The sequence below is a fragment of the Pseudomonas sp. NPDC087697 genome, assembly GCF_044743155.1.
Taxonomy (GTDB): domain Bacteria; phylum Pseudomonadota; class Gammaproteobacteria; order Pseudomonadales; family Pseudomonadaceae; genus Aquipseudomonas.
This window is the reverse complement of record NZ_JBIUVW010000060.1, coordinates 11012-28246: the sequence shown is the minus strand read 5'-3', so window position 1 is coordinate 28246 and position 17235 is coordinate 11012. Positions and strand designations below refer to the sequence as shown.

Sequence of the window (17235 nt, the reverse complement as noted above, 5' to 3'; positions counted from 1 at the left end):
AACCACAATAACCAAAACGACAAGTTACAACGAGACATCAGAACAGAAACCTGGAACGCCGCTTATGTGCAGCCCAGTCGTCGCCCGACTGACGGCCGCTACGGCGAAAACCCGAACCGTCTGCAGCACTACTACCAGTTCCAGGTAGTCCTGAAGCCGAACCCGGACAACTTCCAGGAACTGTACCTGGGCTCCCTCAAGCACGTGGGCCTGGACCCATTGGTGCACGACATCCGTTTCGTCGAAGACAACTGGGAATCGCCGACCCTCGGCGCCTGGGGTCTGGGCTGGGAAGTCTGGCTCAACGGCATGGAAGTGACGCAGTTCACCTACTTCCAGGCGGCGGGCGGCATCGAGTGCTACCCGGTGACCGGCGAGATCACCTACGGTCTCGAGCGTCTGGCCATGTACCTGCAAGGCGTGGATTCGGTCTACGACCTGGTCTGGGCTGACGGTCCGTTCGGCAAAGTGACCTATGGCGATGTGTTCCACCAGAACGAAGTGGAACAGTCGACCTACAACTTCGAACACGCCAACGTCGAGAAGCTGTTCGAACTGTTCGATTTCTACGAAAGCGAAGCCAAGCGCCTGATCGAACTCGATCAACCGCTGCCGCTGCCAAGCTACGAAATGGTTCTGAAGGCCTCGCACACCTTCAACCTGCTGGATGCACGCCGGGCAATCTCGGTGACGGCGCGTCAGCAATACATTCTGCGTGTCCGCACCCTGGCGCGTTCCGTTGCGCAAGCCTACCTGCTGGCTCGCGCCAAGCTGGGCTTCCCGATGGCGACCCCGGATTTGCGTGATGAAGTGTTGGCTAAGCTGGAGGCTGCACAATGAGTGCTCAAGATTTCCTGGTTGAACTGGGCACCGAAGAGCTGCCACCCAAGGCCCTGAACACCCTGGCCGACGCTTTCCTCGCCGGTATCGAGAAGGGCCTGCTGGCCGCTGGCCTGAACTTTGAAGCCAAACAGGTCTACGCCGCACCGCGTCGTCTGGCCGTGATGATCACCGCACTGGCCACCCAGCAGCCGGATCGCAGCATCAACCTCGACGGCCCGCCACGTCAGGCCGCGTTCGATGCCGAAGGCAACCCGACCCAGGCTGCCCTGGGTTTTGCCAAGAAGTGCGGTGTCGAGCTGAGCGAAATCGATCAGAGCGGGCCGAAGCTGCGTTACAGCCAAAGCATCGCCGGCAAGCCGACCGCCAGCCTGTTGCCGACCATCGTCGAAGACTCGCTGAACGACTTGCCTATCCCGAAGCGCATGCGCTGGGGCGCTCGCAAGGAAGAGTTCGTTCGTCCAACCCAATGGCTGGTGATGCTGCTCGGCGACCAGGTGGTCGACTGCACCATCCTCGCCCAGAAGGCCGGTCGCGATTCCCGTGGTCACCGCTTCCATCACCCGGAAAGCGTGCGCATCACCTCGCCAGCCAACTACCTGAACGACTTGCGCGCGGCCTACGTATTGGCCGATGCCAATGAGCGCCGCGAGCTGATCAGCAAGCGCACCGCCGAGCTGGCAACGATGCAGGAAGGCACCGCGATCGTGCCGCCGAGCCTGCTCGACGAAGTGACCGCGCTGGTGGAATGGCCAGTGCCGCTGGTGTGCTCGTTCGAGGAGCGTTTCCTTGATGTGCCGCAAGAAGCCCTGATCACCACCATGCAGGACAACCAGAAGTACTTCTGCCTGCTGGATGCCGACGGCAAGTTGCTGCCACGTTTCATTACCGTGGCCAACATCGAGAGCAAAGACCCGCAGCAGATCATCGACGGTAACGAGAAAGTGGTTCGCCCACGCCTGACCGACGCCGAATTCTTCTTCAAGCAAGACAAGAAGCAGAAACTCGAAGACTTCAACCTGCGCCTGCAAAACGTTGTGTTCCAGGAAAAACTCGGCAGCGTCTACGACAAGGCCGAGCGCGTTTCCAAACTCGCCGCGTTCATCGCTCCACACATTGGCGGCAACGCCCAGTGGGCGGCGCGTGCCGGCCTGCTGTCGAAGTGCGACCTGGCGACCGAAATGGTCGGTGAGTTCCCGGAGATGCAAGGTGTCGCCGGTTACTACTACGCCCTCAACGATGGCGAGCCAGACGATGTCGCGCTGGCGCTGAACGAGCAATACATGCCGCGTGGTGCCGGCGCTGAATTGCCGACTACCCTGACCGGTGCGGCCGTGGCGATCGCCGACAAGCTCGACACCCTGGTCGGGATCTTCGGTGTCGGCATGCTGCCAACCGGTAGCAAAGACCCGTATGCCCTGCGCCGTGCCGCACTCGGCGTGCTGCGGATCCTGATCGACAAGAAGCTCGACCTGGACCTGACCGACGCCGTGGCCTTCGCCGTCAACTCGTTCGGCAGCAAGGTCAAGGCTGCTGGCCTGGCTGATTCGGTGCTGGAGTTCATCTTCGACCGTCTGCGTGCCCGTTACGAAGACGAAGGCGTGGATGTGGCCACTTACCTGTCGGTTCGTGCCCTGAAACCGGGTTCGGCCCTGGACTTCGATCAGCGTGTACAAGCGGTGGAAGCGTTCCGCAAATTGCCGGAAGCCGCCGCACTGGCGGCGGTGAACAAGCGCGTATCGAACCTGCTGAGCAAACTCGAAGGCAGCGTGCCGGCCACTGTTGAAGCCAAGTACTTCGACAACGCCGCCGAGTTCTCCCTGTACTCGGCGATCCAGCAAGCAGATCAAGCGGTGCAGCCAATGGCCGCAGCCCGTCAGTACAGCGAGTCGCTGGCACGTCTGGCCGCCTTGCGCGAGCCGGTCGATGCGTTCTTCGAAGCGGTGATGGTCAACGCTGAAGACGCCAAGGTCCGCGCCAACCGTTATGCGTTGCTGGCACGCCTGCGCGGCCTGTTCCTCGGCGTTGCCGACATCTCGTTGCTGGGCTGAGGAGCTGCTGTTGAAACTGCTGATTCTCGATCGGGACGGAGTGATCAATTACGACTCCGACGCTTACATCAAGTCGGTGGAAGAGTGGATTCCGCTCCCCGGCTCGATCGAAGCCATTGCGCAGTTGAGCAAGGCCGGCTGGACGGTAGCAGTCGCTACCAACCAGTCGGGCATTGCTCGTGGCTACTACGATGTCGCCACCCTCGACGCCATGCACGAGCGCTTGCGCACGTTGGTGGCGGAGCAGGGTGGTGAGGTCGGGCTGATCGTCTATTGCCCGCATGGGCCGGACGAAGGCTGCGACTGTCGTAAGCCCAAACCCGGCATGCTTAAAACCATTGCCGCACATTACGACGTGGCGCTGACTAACCTGTGGTTCGTCGGCGACAGTCTCGGTGACCTGGAGGCGGCAAAAGCCGTCGACTGTCAGCCAGTTTTGGTAAAAACCGGAAAAGGCGAAAAGACTCAGGGCTTGACCCTACCGGTAGGTACTTTGATTTTTGACGATCTGGCGGCGATTGCCGCAGAACTTATCCACAACTAGGGCGATTCTGACATCCTGATCAAGGACTGTTCGGGAGCGCACTTTTAATAGGCAAATGCCGCTATGTCGATCTTGCAGGCAATCAGAACCTTTCTTTTTTACCTGCTGCTGGGCACCAGCTCATTGCTCTGGTGCAGCCTGAGCTTTTTTATCGCGCCTTTCTTACCGTTCAAGGCGCGCTACCGTTTCATCAACGTCTACTGGTGCCGCTGCGCACTGTGGCTGAGCAAGGTGTTCCTGGACATCCGCTATGAAGTCAAAGGCGCCGAGAACATCCCCGACCAGCCATGCGTGATTCTGTCGAACCACCAGAGCACCTGGGAAACGTTCTTTCTGTCGGCCTACTTCGAGCCGTTGAGCCAGGTGCTCAAGCGCGAATTGCTGTATGTACCGTTCTTCGGCTGGGCGATGGCCATGCTGCGACCGATCGCCATTGATCGCGACAACCCGAAAGCCGCGCTCAAGCATGTGGCGAAGAAGGGTGATGAGCTGCTCAAGGACAAAGTCTGGGTACTGATTTTTCCAGAAGGCACCCGCGTTCCGTTTGGCACGGTCGGCAAGTTCTCCCGTGGTGGTACAGCGTTGGCGGTCAACGCGCAGTTGCCCGTGCTGCCAATCGCCCATAACGCCGGCAAGTTCTGGCCGAAAACCGGTTGGGTGAAAACACCTGGCACCATCACCGTTGTCATCGGTGCGCCGATGTACGCCGAAGGTACCGGCCCACGAGCGATTGCCGAGCTCAACGACCGCGCTGCGGCCTGGAACGAACAGACCCAACGGGACATGGGTTCGCTACCGCCACTGCCCGCTGCGGCGGATAAAGAGACTGTCTGAGGTTCTGTGGATAACCTGTGTACGGTTTTGTTGAAAAGCGTCTTATTTGTTATCTAAATTTATGATTTATATAGATATTTCTTAAGCTCATAAAACTCAGGAAAACGTGCATAAGTTTTCACGACGCAAAAAAACCGGCTATTTGCGCCGGTTTTTTTATGCCTGTTTCAATCCCTGGTTATCACCCGATCCGTAGCAGCTGTCGAGCCTGCGAGGCTGCGTTCGAGGACGAAGTCCTCGCAAATCCTGTGTATGCGGTTTGCCCGAAAGAACGCGGTGCCTGATTTTACGACTGCTGCGCAGTCGGACGCAGCCTTCGGCAGCTGCTACAAAGGGTGTCGGTCACTCTTCCAGCAACGGCAGTTGAACGCTGAAGGTCGTGCCTTGCCCGATCCGGCTTTCACAGAAAATCCGTCCACCGTGGCGATCCACCACGGCTTTGACCATGGACAATCCCAGGCCCAATCCGTCACTGTCTTCAGACGATGCAAAGCGCCGGTACTGGCTGAACAACTCGGGCAGCTCCTCGGCCGTAATGCCTTTACCCTGGTCGGTGATATCGCAGGTCAGCCAGCCCTGTGCACAACTCACCCGTACGCGAACCTGCGAACCTGCCGGGCTGTACTTGATGGCATTTTCCAGCAGGTTGAACAGCGCCCGGGTCAGCAACGACTGGTCGGCCAGGACCATGCATTCCTCCTCTTCATCCAGATCATGCAGCAACTCGATCTGCTTGAGTTGCGCGGTACTCATCGCTTGATCGAACGCATCGAGCACCAGCATCGCGAACATGCTCGGTTCGAACTGGTACGCCTCGGACTCGGCTTTGGCCAACTGCACAAAGGCCTCGGTCAGGCTCAAGGCTTTGCGCACTTGCAACTCGATCTGGCTGAACAGCTGCGTATCGCCCGTGCCTTGGTAATGCTGGACGTCGAGCAAGGCCAGAATCGCCGAATGGGGTGCGCGCAGGTCGTGGGAAAGGAACCGCAGCAGCACCGCGCGCTGTTCCTCGGCATCGCGCTCGAGGCTCAAATCCGTAAGGCTGAGCAGCCAGCCAATCGCCGTTCCACCCTCCGCCGGCAGTAACGGCGCAAGGTCCAGACGCAAGCTTCGCCCTTGGGTGTCGCGAAACTCGCTGGTCTCAAGCGTCGACAACGCGCAACGTCCCTGTTCAAGAAGCCCCGGATAACCAATATCCGAGAGCCGTCGCAGCAGATCTTCGCCGACCAGATCGCTGGCAAACAGACTCCGGGCATTGCGGTTGGCCAGCAGGATTCGACCGTTGGGATCGCTGATCAGCGTCGCCACCGGCAGGTACTCCAGGCCGTCGGCGATGAACCGTCGGGTATCGCGGGTCCGGCTCATGGCCTGTTCCAGTGCAACGATCTGCCCCTGCAATACATCGCCAACCGGTGATGGCGTACGGCGGCGCTCGGGGAACACTTTCGGCTCGTTATCGAGCCGCGCCAGTTCCCAGCCGAAGTAAGCCAGCACTGCGCTCAGCCGTCGCCAGTTCCAGATCAGGTAACCCAGCAGCATTCCGAGCAAGCTGGCGGCGGGCGACCACCACCAACCCGCTCGGAGCAGCAGCGCCGAGGTGAGCAGGGCCATCACCATGCATCCCAGGGTCAACCACAAGGCGCGTCGTGGACGGAACAGCAGCAAGGCCAGCAGCAACGCGACGATGACCGTCGACAACCCAACCGCCCAGCCATCGGCGAGCACCACGATGCTGCGCTGTTGCAGCAGACCGTTGAGGATGTTGGCTTGAATCTCGATGCCCGGTGTTGTGCCGATACTCTCCGATTGCGGTGTCACGTATCGGTCGCCCAGCCCAGGCGCCGTAGAGCCAATCAGGATCAGGCGATCACGCAGCAACTCGGGCGGCACTTCGCCGCGCAGCACGCTGACGTAGGGAACACTGGGGAAACCCGCATTTGCGCTGATAAAGGGAATTCGAATGCCGTTGGTTCGTTGCCAGCCTTGAACCGTCAGTGACAACGGCGAGCCGGGCAGGGTATCCGGGCCGTTTGTGGTCATCTCGTAGAGCAACCAGGCCAATTGTGCTCTCGGGTTGCGCTCAGGGCCTTCACGCAGGTACACGCTGCGCACGATGCCATCAGCATCCGCCTCGGCGTTGATATGCCCGATACCTTTGGCACAGTGGCTCAACGGCGCTACAGGTTCGATTTCACCCAGCGGCTGCCCATAACGCGCAACCCCTTCGCGCAGCAAAGGCACAAACACGTTGCCGGCCCGGCACATCGCTTGTGCCAGGCGCAGATCGTTGTCGGGAAGCTTGTCGGGCTCGCTGAAGATGACGTCGAACAGCACGCCCTTGACCCTTGCATCAGTGAGCCGATCCAGCAGGCCAGCGTGCAAGGTCCGTGACCACGGCCACTGACCGAGTTGCTGCAAGCTGTAATCGTCGATGGTGATGATGAGAATTCGCGGGTCGACCGGGAGCGGGCTCAGCCGACGCAGGTTGTCGTACAGCAGATTGCTCAGCGTCAGCCCATGGCTCAAGGACAGAATCGCGGTCAAGGGCAGCAGGATCAGACTGACCCACAGCCATTCACGGACCATTCGACGAAACAGCCGCTGGGCCTGGGTCGGCTCGCGACCTTCCTTCCTTGGCCAGCGCTTCATCGGCACATAGCCGAGTCGTTATTGGACACGCGTGGTCCTGGGGTAATAGAAGATGTCATATACCCCGGTCTCTCCCTCAAGTCCCTGCGCGTCATACGCAGAGAGTCGAACATGGTAGAAAAACGCTTTCAATCCACTGAAATTGATCTCTGGCGTACTGGAAAACTGTTCCTGCTTGATGTTCAGGAAGTCCGTGTCGGTCGCCACTTGCGCCCGGTAGCGTGTGGCCCCGTTTAAGGGTTTCATGATCAACTGCCAGACCGGAGAGGGGCCGGTTTGACCCGTCTGCCCCAACAACTGCGGCGCGGGCAATAGCTCGATCGGCGTCAGCTTGCCTTCCTTCTGAATACGTAAGCCCTGGCGAGCCATGACCTGCACTTCATCTGCTGGTTTTTCAGCTTTTTTCGCGAGCGGTTTACCCGTGCGTTTTTTCGCTGGCGCGTCAATGTCTTCACCACGATCGACGGCCACCTGGCCATTCAGTACTTCGATCAGCGATTGCCCATTGTCATTGTTTCGCACCCGAAAGTGTGTGCCACGGACCCCGAGCACGCCCACCGGCGTCACGATCTGAAAACGATCATAGTCGCTGGCGCGCTTGATCACATACGACTCGACCTGACCTTGCTCAAGAATCACCTGCGGTATAACGAGTTCTTCGTTCAACCGCAACGTGACCTGTGAACTGGACGGCAGAACAATGCGCGATCCGTCGCCCAACGACAGACTGACGAACGCCGAAGGGGAGGTCTTCACGCCTTCCTGCTCGTCAACCGTCATCCCTTCTTCGAGCGCCACCTGCTTGCCCTTGCTATCGAGCTTCCAGGCTTCGCCCGTCAGGTGCTCGACCGTGGCGGGCAGGGGTTGTCCACGGCATTGCTGATGGTCATCGATATACGGCAAGCGCTTTGATTCGAGGAGTGCTGCGGATGCGTTCTGCGTCAATGGGCTCACCAAACCAACGACCAGCAACAGACAGCTGCCCAGGCGGTGACAATGCAAAGAAGTCATGTGGTTCATTGGATTCGCTTTTCACGCTTTTATTAGAATCTGGCCGACCAGCTGATTCATCAGCCTTACGCACCATACCTGACAGGGCTCTGCAGCAGATAGCCCACGTCTATGCATAACGCCCACATCGATTACAAAAGCAGTCGCGGTTATCCATGAACATAAACAAATCAAAGAGGGTAGGAGGTGACACATCCTTGTGTCGGAACCGATTCAACATCGATCCGGTTTTACAATGTGAAGAGGCACTCCTTTTTTTCCCCTGAACTGCAGACCGCAAGCGAACCGGCGATCGGCGGTCCCGCCAGGTTGGCGATGACACTCCCTGTGTCGGAGCACTTCCGAATGCTCCTGTGCCACTCACGCTTGAGAATTTACCGACCCCCATGGCCGATGAGGCAATTCTCCATAATTGTTCAGAATTGCCCGAGCCCGTTGTCAGAACACCCAACGCTGCTGCTCTTCGGGAAGCCGCAGGGGAACCGGTTGCTCGCTGTCTGCGGAGGTGCTGACCGGTGCAAAGCCTCGTGAATCACTGAACGCCACATTCACCACAGCAGGACTGAAGTAGCGCTGTGTCGCGTGTTCACCCGGAGCTTCGCTGCTTGAGCTCACGGTCTGCGACGTAACCCCGACATAGGCCACAAATGCCAACGACAGGCAGCGTGTCAGCGCCTTTCCCTTGATCACCTTTGCGATCAGTGCACGAAGATTCAGCCTGTTCTCCATCGTTCCGTCCTCGAGTCTTCGAGCTGATATCCGCCGGTTAACGGCCAATTGATATCAGCCTAACCAGACACAAGGAATCTGGAGCAAATCACCATAATTGTTCAGATTCAGACAATCAGCCTAAACTCGGCACATAGGATTTTTTACTCATCGCACTCTACGAGCAGAAGGAAACGCCCCGCATGCGTGTCGCAATACTGGATGACGAACCCGCCGAGCTACGCCGGGTGGAACAGACACTGCGACAGATTCCCGGAACCGGGGAGCAAGCGTGGACCTTGCACAGCTTCGAGCGTGGTGAAGATCTGCTGCGCCAGCTGCGACGCGAAACCTTCGACTTGTTGATACTCGACTGGCAGTTGCCTGATCTCAGTGGCCTATCGCTCTTGCGCTGGACCCGCGAACACATGGAAGCGCCTCCCGCCGCCATCATGCTCACCAGTCGCGATGCCGAAAGTGACATCGTCCAGGCGTTGAACGCCGGCGCCGATGATTACGTCAGCAAGCCGTTTCGCCCCAATGAACTCAAAGCCCGCGTCAGCGCCATACTGCGTAGACATGGTTTGCAGCGCAATGCGGCCAGCGAAGTGCTGAGCTTCAACGATCTGAACTTCGACGACGCCGAACTGACGGTGACCCGCGCCGGTAAACCGATCAGCCTGACGGAACGGGAATACCGTCTGGCCCGCTGCCTGTTTGCCAACCTGGGCCGGCCGCTGTCACGGGAATATCTCTACGAGCGTTTCTGGACCCACGAAGAAATGGTGTCTTCCAGGCCACTGGATACTCACATCTACCGCTTGCGCAACAAGCTCGGGCTGACAGCGGATCGCGGTTGGCAGTTGCTGACGATCTACGGGTATGGGTATCGGCTGGAAAGCGTGGTAAGCGGCACGAGCGAGTAAAAATCAAAAGATCGCAGCCTACGGCAGCTCCTACAGAGAAGCGTGGTTAGCGCGTGGGCTGCGATCTCTAAACGTTTTCTCGCGAACAATAAAAAAGGCCAACGCTAAGCGTTGGCCTTTTTTATTACTGCAGGTCGTACCGGATCAGAAGTCCAGGTTAGAGACTGCCAGGGCGTTGCTTTCGATGAAGTCACGACGTGGCTCGACCGCATCACCCATCAGAGTGTTGAAGATCTGGTCCGCGCCAATGGCGTCTTCGATGGTCACTTTGAGCATCCGGCGCGAGCCTGGGTCCATGGTGGTTTCCCACAGCTGATCCGGGTTCATCTCACCCAGACCTTTGTATCGCTGGATGGTGTGACGCTTGGTGCTTTCGGCCATCAACCATTCAAGGGCTTCCTTGAACTCGGTGACGGCTTTCTTGCGCTCGCCGCGCTGAATATAAGCGCCTTCGTCCAGCAAGGTGCTCAGTTGAGCGCCCAGGGAGACGACGGTCTTGTAGTCGTTGCTGCCGAAGAAATCGCGGTTGAAAGTGACGTAGTTCGACAGGCCGTGGGAGATCAGTTCGACCTCTGGCAGCCAGACGTTACGCTCACGGTCTTCACGCAGGCTGGCTTTATAGACCAGGCCAGACTTCTCGACGGTGCGCAGGCGAACTTCGTACTGGGCCAGCCAATCCTGCATCGCTGCGTGATCAGACAGTTGATCCATGCTCACCGCTGGCAGGTAGATGAAGTGCTCGGTCAGTTCCTGCGGGTACAGGCGCGACAGACGCTTGAGGGTCTTCATCACCAGACGGAAGTCATTCACCAGACGCTCAAGGGCTTCGCCGGAGATACCCGGTGCTTCCTCGTTCAGGTGCAGGCTCGCATCTTCCAGGGCCGACTGCGTCATGTACTCTTCCATGGCGTCGTCGTCTTTGATGTATTGCTCTTGCTTGCCTTTCTTCACTTTGTACAACGGCGGCTGAGCGATGTAGATGTAGCCACGCTCGATCAGCTCCGGCAGCTGACGGAAGAAGAAGGTCAGCAGCAGGGTACGGATGTGCGAACCGTCGACGTCAGCATCGGTCATGATGATGATGTTGTGATAACGCAGCTTGTCGATGTTGTACTCATCGCGGCCAATGCCACAGCCCAGCGCAGTGATCAAGGTGCCCACTTCCTGCGAAGAGATCATCTTGTCGAAACGCGCCTTCTCGACGTTCAGGATCTTGCCTTTGAGGGGCAGAATCGCCTGGGTCTTGCGGTTACGTCCCTGCTTGGCGGAGCCGCCAGCAGAGTCACCTTCCACCAGGTACAGTTCGGACAGGGCAGGGTCTTTTTCCTGGCAGTCAGCCAGTTTGCCCGGCAGGCCGGCGATATCCAGCGCGCCTTTACGACGGGTCATCTCACGGGCTTTACGCGCCGCTTCACGAGCACGGGCCGCGTCGATCATCTTGCCGACAACCAGCTTGGCTTCGTTCGGGTTTTCCAGCAGGAAGTCGGAGAAGTACTTGCCCATTTCCTGTTCGACCGCGGTCTTCACTTCAGAAGAAACCAGCTTGTCTTTGGTCTGGGAGCTGAACTTCGGATCCGGCACCTTGACCGAAATGATCGCGGTCAGGCCTTCACGGGCATCGTCACCGGTGGTGGCGACTTTGTGTTTCTTCGCCAGGCCTTCCGCTTCGATGTAGGTGTTCAGGTTACGCGTCAGCGCCGAACGGAAACCCACCAGGTGAGTACCGCCATCGCGCTGAGGAATGTTGTTGGTGAAGCACAACAGGTTCTCGTTGAAGCTGTCGTTCCACTGCAGGGCGATTTCCACGCCAATGCCGTCTTCACGCTGGACGTTGAAGTGGAACACCTGATTGACCGGGGTCTTGTTGGTGTTCAGGTATTCAACGAACGCACGCAGGCCGCCTTCGTACTTGAACAGCTCTTCCTTGCCGCTGCGCTCGTCCTTGAGGACGATACCAACACCGGAGTTGAGGAAGGACAGTTCACGAATCCGCTTGGCCAGGATGTCCCAGCTGAAGTGGATGTTCTTGAAGGTTTGATCAGACGGTTTAAAGTGAATCTGGGTACCGGTGGTTCCGCTCTCGCCAACGATTTTCATCGGCTCTTTCGGAACACCGTGGATGTAAGTCTGTTCCCATATCTTGCCGCTGCGGCGAACAGTCAGGACCAGTTCTTCGGACAGGGCGTTTACAACCGACACACCTACACCGTGCAGACCGCCGGATACTTTGTAGGAGTTGTCATCGAATTTACCGCCGGCGTGCAGCACGGTCATGATGACCTCTGCCGCCGAGACGCCTTCTTCTTTATGCACGTCTACCGGAATGCCGCGACCGTTGTCGCGCACGGTGATGGATTCGTCTGGGTGGATGATGATGCTGATGTCGTCGCAATGGCCGGCCAAAGCTTCGTCGATCGAGTTATCGACCACCTCGAACACCATGTGGTGCAGACCGCTGCCATCGTCGGTGTCACCAATGTACATACCGGGACGTTTGCGTACGGCATCCAGGCCTTTCAGCACTTTAATGCTCGTTGAGTCGTACGTATTTTCTTCGCTCATGCCTTCACTCCCGATGGTCGTGGGTCTGGGTGATACGGCCCTGTTCCACGTGGAACAGGGCGACTGGCGTTTCCGTCTGCCAGCCTTCCCTCAATAATTCGTGATCTACACAGGTGATAAACACCTGGCAGCGTAAGTCTTCCAGCAAACGGCAAAGCGCGCGGCGGTGCTGCTCATCCAGCTCGGACGGCAAGTCATCCACCAGATAAATACATTGGCCGCGCCGGGCCTGGCTGACCAAATGCCCTTGGGCAATCCGCAATGCACAGACCACCAACTTCTGCTGACCGCGAGACAAGATGTCCGCGGCATTGTGTGCGCCCAATCTAAGACGCAAATCAGCGCGTTGTGGTCCGGCCTGGGTATGTCCCATTTGCTGATCCCGGTGAACGGACGCGGTGAGCACTGCACTCAGCTCTCGCTCTTTGTCCCAACCCCGGTAATAGCTAAGCGTTAAGCCCTCGAGTTCGACGAGTTCGCTCAAGGTCTGTTCAAAGACTGGTTTCAAGGCTTTGATATAAGCGCGGCGGTATTCATCAATTTCAGCGCTGGCCTGGCACAATTCTCTGTCCCAAACCGCTTGCGAAACGGCGTCAAGTGTACCATGCCGCAGCCAAGAGTTTCTCTGGCGCAGGGCCTTCTGCAAGCGCTGCCACGTGGACATGAAACGTGGTTCCACGTGGAACACACCCCAATCCAGAAACTGTCGGCGAATCTTCGGCGCACCTTCCAACAGGCGGAAGCTGTCGGGGTTGATCAATTGCAGTGGCAGGATTTCTGCCAGTTGCGCAGCGCTGCGGGCGTTCTGCCCGTCGATGCGAATCTGAAACTCCCCTTGGCGGTCCCGGGAGATTCCCAAGGCGCTGTGCCCACCCTCGGCCAATTCGACCTGGCCAAATACCGTGCACGCTAACTGCTCGTACTGGATGACCGGTAAAAGGCGGGTGCTGCGAAACGAACGGGCGAGCCCCAGCAGATGGATGGCTTCCAGAACACTGGTTTTGCCGCTGCCGTTGGCGCCGTACAGGATGTTGATGCGGGGGGAGGGGGAGAAGGTCACCGGGTGCAGATTGCGCACCGCGGTGACCGAGACACGACTGAGGGACATCTAGCGTCTGCTGAGCATGTTTACAGGCGCATCGGCATGACAACGTAAGCCGAGTCGTCGTTGTCGGACTCTTGCACCAGCGCACTGCTGTTGGAGTCAGACAGGATCAACCGCACTTGCTCAGTGGTCATCACGCCCAGCACGTCGAGCAAATAGCTCACGTTGAAGCCGATTTCCAGCGAGCCACCGTTGTACTCAACGCCAACTTCTTCTTCCGCCTCTTCCTGCTCCGGGTTGTTCGCCTGGATCTTCAGCTGACCATTGGCCAATTGCAGACGAATGCCGCGGTACTTCTCGTTGGACAGAATCGCGGTACGGCTGAACGCTTCACGCAGTGCCTGACGGTCGCCCAATACCAGCTTGTCGCCGCCTTTTGGCAGAACACGCTCGTAGTCGGGGAATTTGCCGTCGACCAGTTTCGAGGTAAAGGTGAACTCGCCGGTGGTGGCGCGAATATGGTGCTGGCCCAGAACGATGCTGACATTGCCATCCGGTTCGGTCAGCAAGCGCGCCAGTTCCAGAATACCTTTACGTGGAACGATCACCTGGTGGCGATCCGGCTGGCCGATGTCAGCCTGCATCGAGCACATGGCCAGACGGTGACCGTCGGTGGCCACAGCGCGGATAATGCCGGCCGAGACTTCCAGCAACATGCCGTTGAGGTAGTAGCGAACGTCCTGCTGAGCCATGGCGAAGCTGGTGCGTTCGATCAAACGACGCAGTTTGCTCTGCGCAAGACTGCAGGTCAGCGAGCCAGGGCCTTCTTCTACCGTCGGGAAGTCGTTGGCTGGCAACGTCGACAGGGTGAAACGGCTACGGCCGGCTTTCACGACGAGTTTCTGCTCATCGACCTTGATGTCGATCAGCGCGTCGTTTGGCAGGCTCTTGCAGATGTCCATCAGCTTACGCGCCGGGACAGTGATTTCGCCCGGCTCGGCCGGCTCTTCGAGCTGCACACGACCGACCAGTTCGACTTCCAGGTCGGTACCGGTCAGCGACAACTGCTGGCCTTCGACAACCAGCAGCACGTTGGAAAGCACCGGCAAGGTCTGTCGGCGCTCGACGACGCCTGCGACCAGTTGCAGGGGTTTCAACAGGGCTTCGCGTTGAATGGTGAAATGCATGGTCTAGTCCCTTGCCTTAATAAGCTGCGCTGGTGTTCATCAAGTGGTCAGTGTACGCAGCAGGTTCTTGTAGTCCTCGCGGATGTCCGCGTCGGATTCCTTAAGTTCGTTGATCTTACGGCATGCGTGCAACACCGTGGTGTGGTCGCGGCCGCCAAACACATCGCCGATTTCCGGCAGGCTGTGGTTGGTCAGTTCCTTGGACAGGGCCATGGCCACTTGCCGTGGACGTGCGACCGAACGCGAACGGCGCTTGGACAGCAGATCCGAAATCTTGATCTTGTAGTACTCGGCGACGGTGCGCTGAATGTTATCCACAGAGACCAGTTTGTCCTGAAGTGCCAACAGGTCCTTCAAGGATTCGCGAATCAACTCGATGGTGATATCGCGGCCCATGAAGTGCGAGTGGGCGATAACGCGTTTGAGCGCGCCCTCGAGTTCACGGACGTTGGAACGAATACGCTGGGCAATGAAGAACGCAGCGTCGTGCGGCAGGTCGACTTTGGCCTGGTCAGCCTTCTTCATCAGAATCGCGACGCGGGTTTCCAGTTCCGGTGGCTCGACGGCAACCGTCAGGCCCCAGCCGAAGCGCGATTTCAAGCGCTCTTCAAGGCCTTCGATTTCTTTCGGATAACGGTCACTGGTGAGGATGACCTGTTGGCCACCTTCAAGCAGGGCGTTGAACGTGTGGAAAAACTCTTCCTGGGAACGTTCCTTGCGAGCGAAGAACTGAATGTCATCGATAAGCAGTGCGTCAACCGAACGGTAGAAGCGCTTGAACTCGTTGATCGCGTTCAGCTGCAAAGCCTTGACCATGTCGGCCACGAAGCGCTCGGAATGCAGGTACACGACCTTGGCATTCGGGTTCTTCTTTAATAGGTGGTTACCCACAGCGTGCATCAAGTGGGTTTTACCCAAGCCAACACCGCCATACAGGAACAGCGGGTTGTAACCGTGCTTGGGATTGTCCGCGACCTGCCAGGCTGCCGCGCGGGCCAGCTGGTTGGACTTACCTTCGACAAAGTTCTCGAAGGTAAAGGTGCGGTTCAGGTAACTGGTGTGCTTGAGCGCGCCTTCGACCTGCACCGTGCGTTGTTCCGCACGGACCGGAGCCTGTTGCGAACTGGCGCCGGCCATTGGGTCGAAGCTGTCGCGAGACGGCTCTTCACTGACCTCGGCGACTTTCTGCGTTGCACGCTTGGTCGGCGCGGCAGGCGCAGATGCGCTGACCGGTGCCGGTGCGGCAGTTGCCTGGGCTTGAGACGCCGCTGCAGCCAACGGCGCATTCGGCGCAGCACGAGGCGCTGAACTGCGTTTGCTGCCTATTAATAAGGAAAGCGCGGGCGCCATGCCGTTCCCATGCTCATCCAGCAGCTCGAGCACACGGCTCAGGTACTTTTCGTTGACCCAGTCGAGAACAAAACGATTCGGTGCGTAGACACGCAACTCATCGCCTTCGGCTTCGACCTGTAGTGGACGGATCCAAGTGTTGAATTGTTGGGCAGGCAGCTCATCGCGCAAAAGCTCCACGCACTGCTGCCAAAGTTCCACTGACACGGATATCCCCTAAGTTGAAAGCCGGTGAGGCAAAAACAAGCGGCCATTGTAGCGGCCAGACGCCGACTTATCCACACGTAGGTTGCTCACGGGTGTCGAAGAATCAACGCTTTATACGGAAAAAAGACGACCAATGGTCTGTGCATAAGCTCTGTGGATAAGCCCACTTAAGGTCGTTGTACAAGTGGGGGGCAAACTCGGTGGATAACCTGCCTGTGGATAACCACCCATTCCACACACAGCTTATCCGACAGCGCAGCACAGGCTGAACACCGTTTTCCACTGTAGTTGTCATTCTCTGTACAGCCCGTAGTAGAAGGTCTTAAGGTAGTTATCCACAAAGGATGGCGTGCCTAGCTTTTATAAGCTTTACAGAAAAGCTTTAAATAATTCCCTTCTTTATTTTTATATCTAGCTGTCCACCTTTCAAGGACGACCCCCCTGGATATCCATTTAAAGGAAACGCTGGTTGGAAATTGACCTAGAGGCTTGCTTTCTCTAGAATCCCCGGTCTCTTAAAACGGGGGCCATTCCGGCCCGTTGTGGACGAACCAGGTAACACGACATGAAACGTACTTTCCAACCAAGCACTATCAAACGCGCTCGTACTCACGGTTTCCGTGCTCGCATGGCTACCAAGAACGGCCGTGCCGTCCTGTCGCGTCGTCGCGCCAAAGGTCGTGCGCGTCTGGCAGTTTGATAATCCGGTACTGGAGGTGAGTCAGGACTTCAGTCGGGAAAAGCGTTTGCTTACCCCCCGGCATTTCAAGGCAGTCTTTGACTCCCCTACCGGCAAGGTTCCGGGGAAAAATCTCCTGCTCCTTGCACGCACCAACGATCTCGATCACCCCCGTCTAGGGCTGGTTATCGGGAAAAAGAGTGTGAAGCTCTCTGTTGAGCGCAATCGCCTCAAACGTCTGATGCGCGAATCCTTTCGCCTCCACCAGGATTCTCTGGTTGGCTGGGATATCGTTATCGTCGCGCGCAAAGGTTTGGGCGATGTAGAAAACCCCGAATTGATTCAGCATTTCGGCAAACTCTGGAAACGTCTGGCACGCAGCACGCCGGTACCAGCAGTCAAAGCCGAAACTGTAGGGGTAGACAGCACTGATGCGTAAACTGGCACTCGTTCCGATCCAGTTTTATCGCTATGCCATCAGTCCTCTGATGGCCAGCCACTGTCGTTTCTACCCCAGTTGTTCCTGCTACGCGTATGAAGCCATTGAAAATCATGGCCTTCTGCGCGGTGGCTGGCTGACCTTTCGTCGTTTAGGTCGCTGTCATCCGTGGAATCCCGGTGGTTATTACCCGGTTACGCCTA

Annotated in this window: 15 protein-coding genes; 8 read left to right on the top strand and 7 right to left on the bottom strand. The window is 57.9% G+C overall.

Annotated features, from left to right (window positions below):
• The 4 genes from glyQ to ACIPIN_RS27005 all read left to right on the top strand — a co-directional run.
• Nucleotides 1–840: glycine--tRNA ligase subunit alpha (glyQ, locus tag ACIPIN_RS27020; protein WP_401124191.1), on the top strand; the 840-nt coding region annotated here is incomplete at its 5' end.
• Entirely contained in the window at nucleotides 837–2891 is a 2055-nt protein-coding gene (gene glyS, locus ACIPIN_RS27015; protein ID WP_401124188.1) for a glycine--tRNA ligase subunit beta, read from the top strand. The genes glyQ and glyS, both read left to right, overlap by 4 nt.
• Nucleotides 2892–2895: 4 nt before the next feature.
• Nucleotides 2896–3435: a D-glycero-beta-D-manno-heptose 1,7-bisphosphate 7-phosphatase gene (gene gmhB / locus ACIPIN_RS27010; protein WP_185015443.1), complete on the top strand. Its 540-nt coding sequence runs from the start codon at nucleotides 2896–2898 to the stop codon at nucleotides 3433–3435.
• Between the two features lie 63 nt (nucleotides 3436–3498).
• Entirely contained in the window at nucleotides 3499–4269 is a 771-nt protein-coding gene (locus ACIPIN_RS27005) for a lysophospholipid acyltransferase family protein (RefSeq protein ID WP_401124186.1), read from the top strand.
• 342 nt (nucleotides 4270–4611) lie between these two features.
• On the opposite strand, the gene ACIPIN_RS27000 is transcribed toward ACIPIN_RS27005, so the two are convergent.
• The 3 genes from ACIPIN_RS27000 to ACIPIN_RS26990 form a co-directional block, all read right to left on the bottom strand.
• Complete coding sequence (locus tag ACIPIN_RS27000) at nucleotides 4612–6918, bottom strand: CHASE2 domain-containing protein (RefSeq protein WP_401124185.1); 2307 nt, start codon at nucleotides 6916–6918, stop codon at nucleotides 4612–4614.
• An 18-nt stretch (nucleotides 6919–6936) separates the two neighbouring features.
• Entirely contained in the window at nucleotides 6937–7938 is a 1002-nt protein-coding gene (locus ACIPIN_RS26995) for a FecR domain-containing protein (RefSeq protein ID WP_401124182.1), read from the bottom strand.
• Between the two features lie 429 nt (nucleotides 7939–8367).
• Nucleotides 8368–8658, bottom strand: a complete 291-nt coding sequence (locus tag ACIPIN_RS26990; RefSeq protein ID WP_401124180.1) for a hypothetical protein — start codon at nucleotides 8656–8658, stop codon at nucleotides 8368–8370.
• Between the two features lie 182 nt (nucleotides 8659–8840).
• Between ACIPIN_RS26990 and ACIPIN_RS26985 the strand changes: the two genes are divergently transcribed.
• The gene (locus ACIPIN_RS26985) at nucleotides 8841–9563 is read left to right on the top strand and encodes a response regulator transcription factor (protein WP_401124177.1); all 723 of its coding nucleotides are present in this window, start codon (nucleotides 8841–8843) and stop codon (nucleotides 9561–9563) included.
• Between the two features lie 144 nt (nucleotides 9564–9707).
• On the opposite strand, the gene gyrB is transcribed toward ACIPIN_RS26985, so the two are convergent.
• The 4 genes from gyrB to dnaA are packed head-to-tail and all read right to left on the bottom strand — an operon-like array spanning nucleotide 9708 to nucleotide 15914.
• Nucleotides 9708–12125, bottom strand: a complete 2418-nt coding sequence (gene gyrB / locus ACIPIN_RS26980) for a DNA topoisomerase (ATP-hydrolyzing) subunit B (protein WP_401124175.1) — start codon at nucleotides 12123–12125, stop codon at nucleotides 9708–9710.
• A gap of 4 nt (nucleotides 12126–12129) precedes the next feature.
• Nucleotides 12130–13233 carry a DNA replication/repair protein RecF gene (gene recF / locus ACIPIN_RS26975; protein ID WP_401124172.1) on the bottom strand — a complete coding sequence of 368 codons (1104 nt, stop codon included), beginning with the start codon at nucleotides 13231–13233 and terminating at the stop codon, nucleotides 12130–12132.
• Between the two features lie 20 nt (nucleotides 13234–13253).
• The gene (gene dnaN, locus ACIPIN_RS26970) at nucleotides 13254–14357 is read right to left on the bottom strand and encodes a DNA polymerase III subunit beta (RefSeq protein WP_262111420.1); all 1104 of its coding nucleotides are present in this window, start codon (nucleotides 14355–14357) and stop codon (nucleotides 13254–13256) included.
• A 39-nt stretch (nucleotides 14358–14396) separates the two neighbouring features.
• The gene (dnaA, locus tag ACIPIN_RS26965; protein WP_401124170.1) at nucleotides 14397–15914 is read right to left on the bottom strand and encodes a chromosomal replication initiator protein DnaA; all 1518 of its coding nucleotides are present in this window, start codon (nucleotides 15912–15914) and stop codon (nucleotides 14397–14399) included.
• 565 nt (nucleotides 15915–16479) lie between these two features.
• Here dnaA and rpmH point away from each other — a divergent pair.
• The 3 genes from rpmH to yidD all read left to right on the top strand — a co-directional run.
• Complete coding sequence (gene rpmH / locus ACIPIN_RS26960; protein ID WP_003213577.1) at nucleotides 16480–16614, top strand: 50S ribosomal protein L34; 135 nt, start codon at nucleotides 16480–16482, stop codon at nucleotides 16612–16614.
• 16 nt (nucleotides 16615–16630) lie between these two features.
• Nucleotides 16631–17032 carry a ribonuclease P protein component gene (gene rnpA / locus ACIPIN_RS26955; protein WP_401124198.1) on the top strand — a complete coding sequence of 134 codons (402 nt, stop codon included), beginning with the start codon at nucleotides 16631–16633 and terminating at the stop codon, nucleotides 17030–17032.
• On the top strand, nucleotides 17025–17235 hold a 211-nt coding region (yidD, locus tag ACIPIN_RS26950; protein WP_401124167.1), incomplete at its 3' end, for a membrane protein insertion efficiency factor YidD. The genes rnpA and yidD, both read left to right, overlap by 8 nt.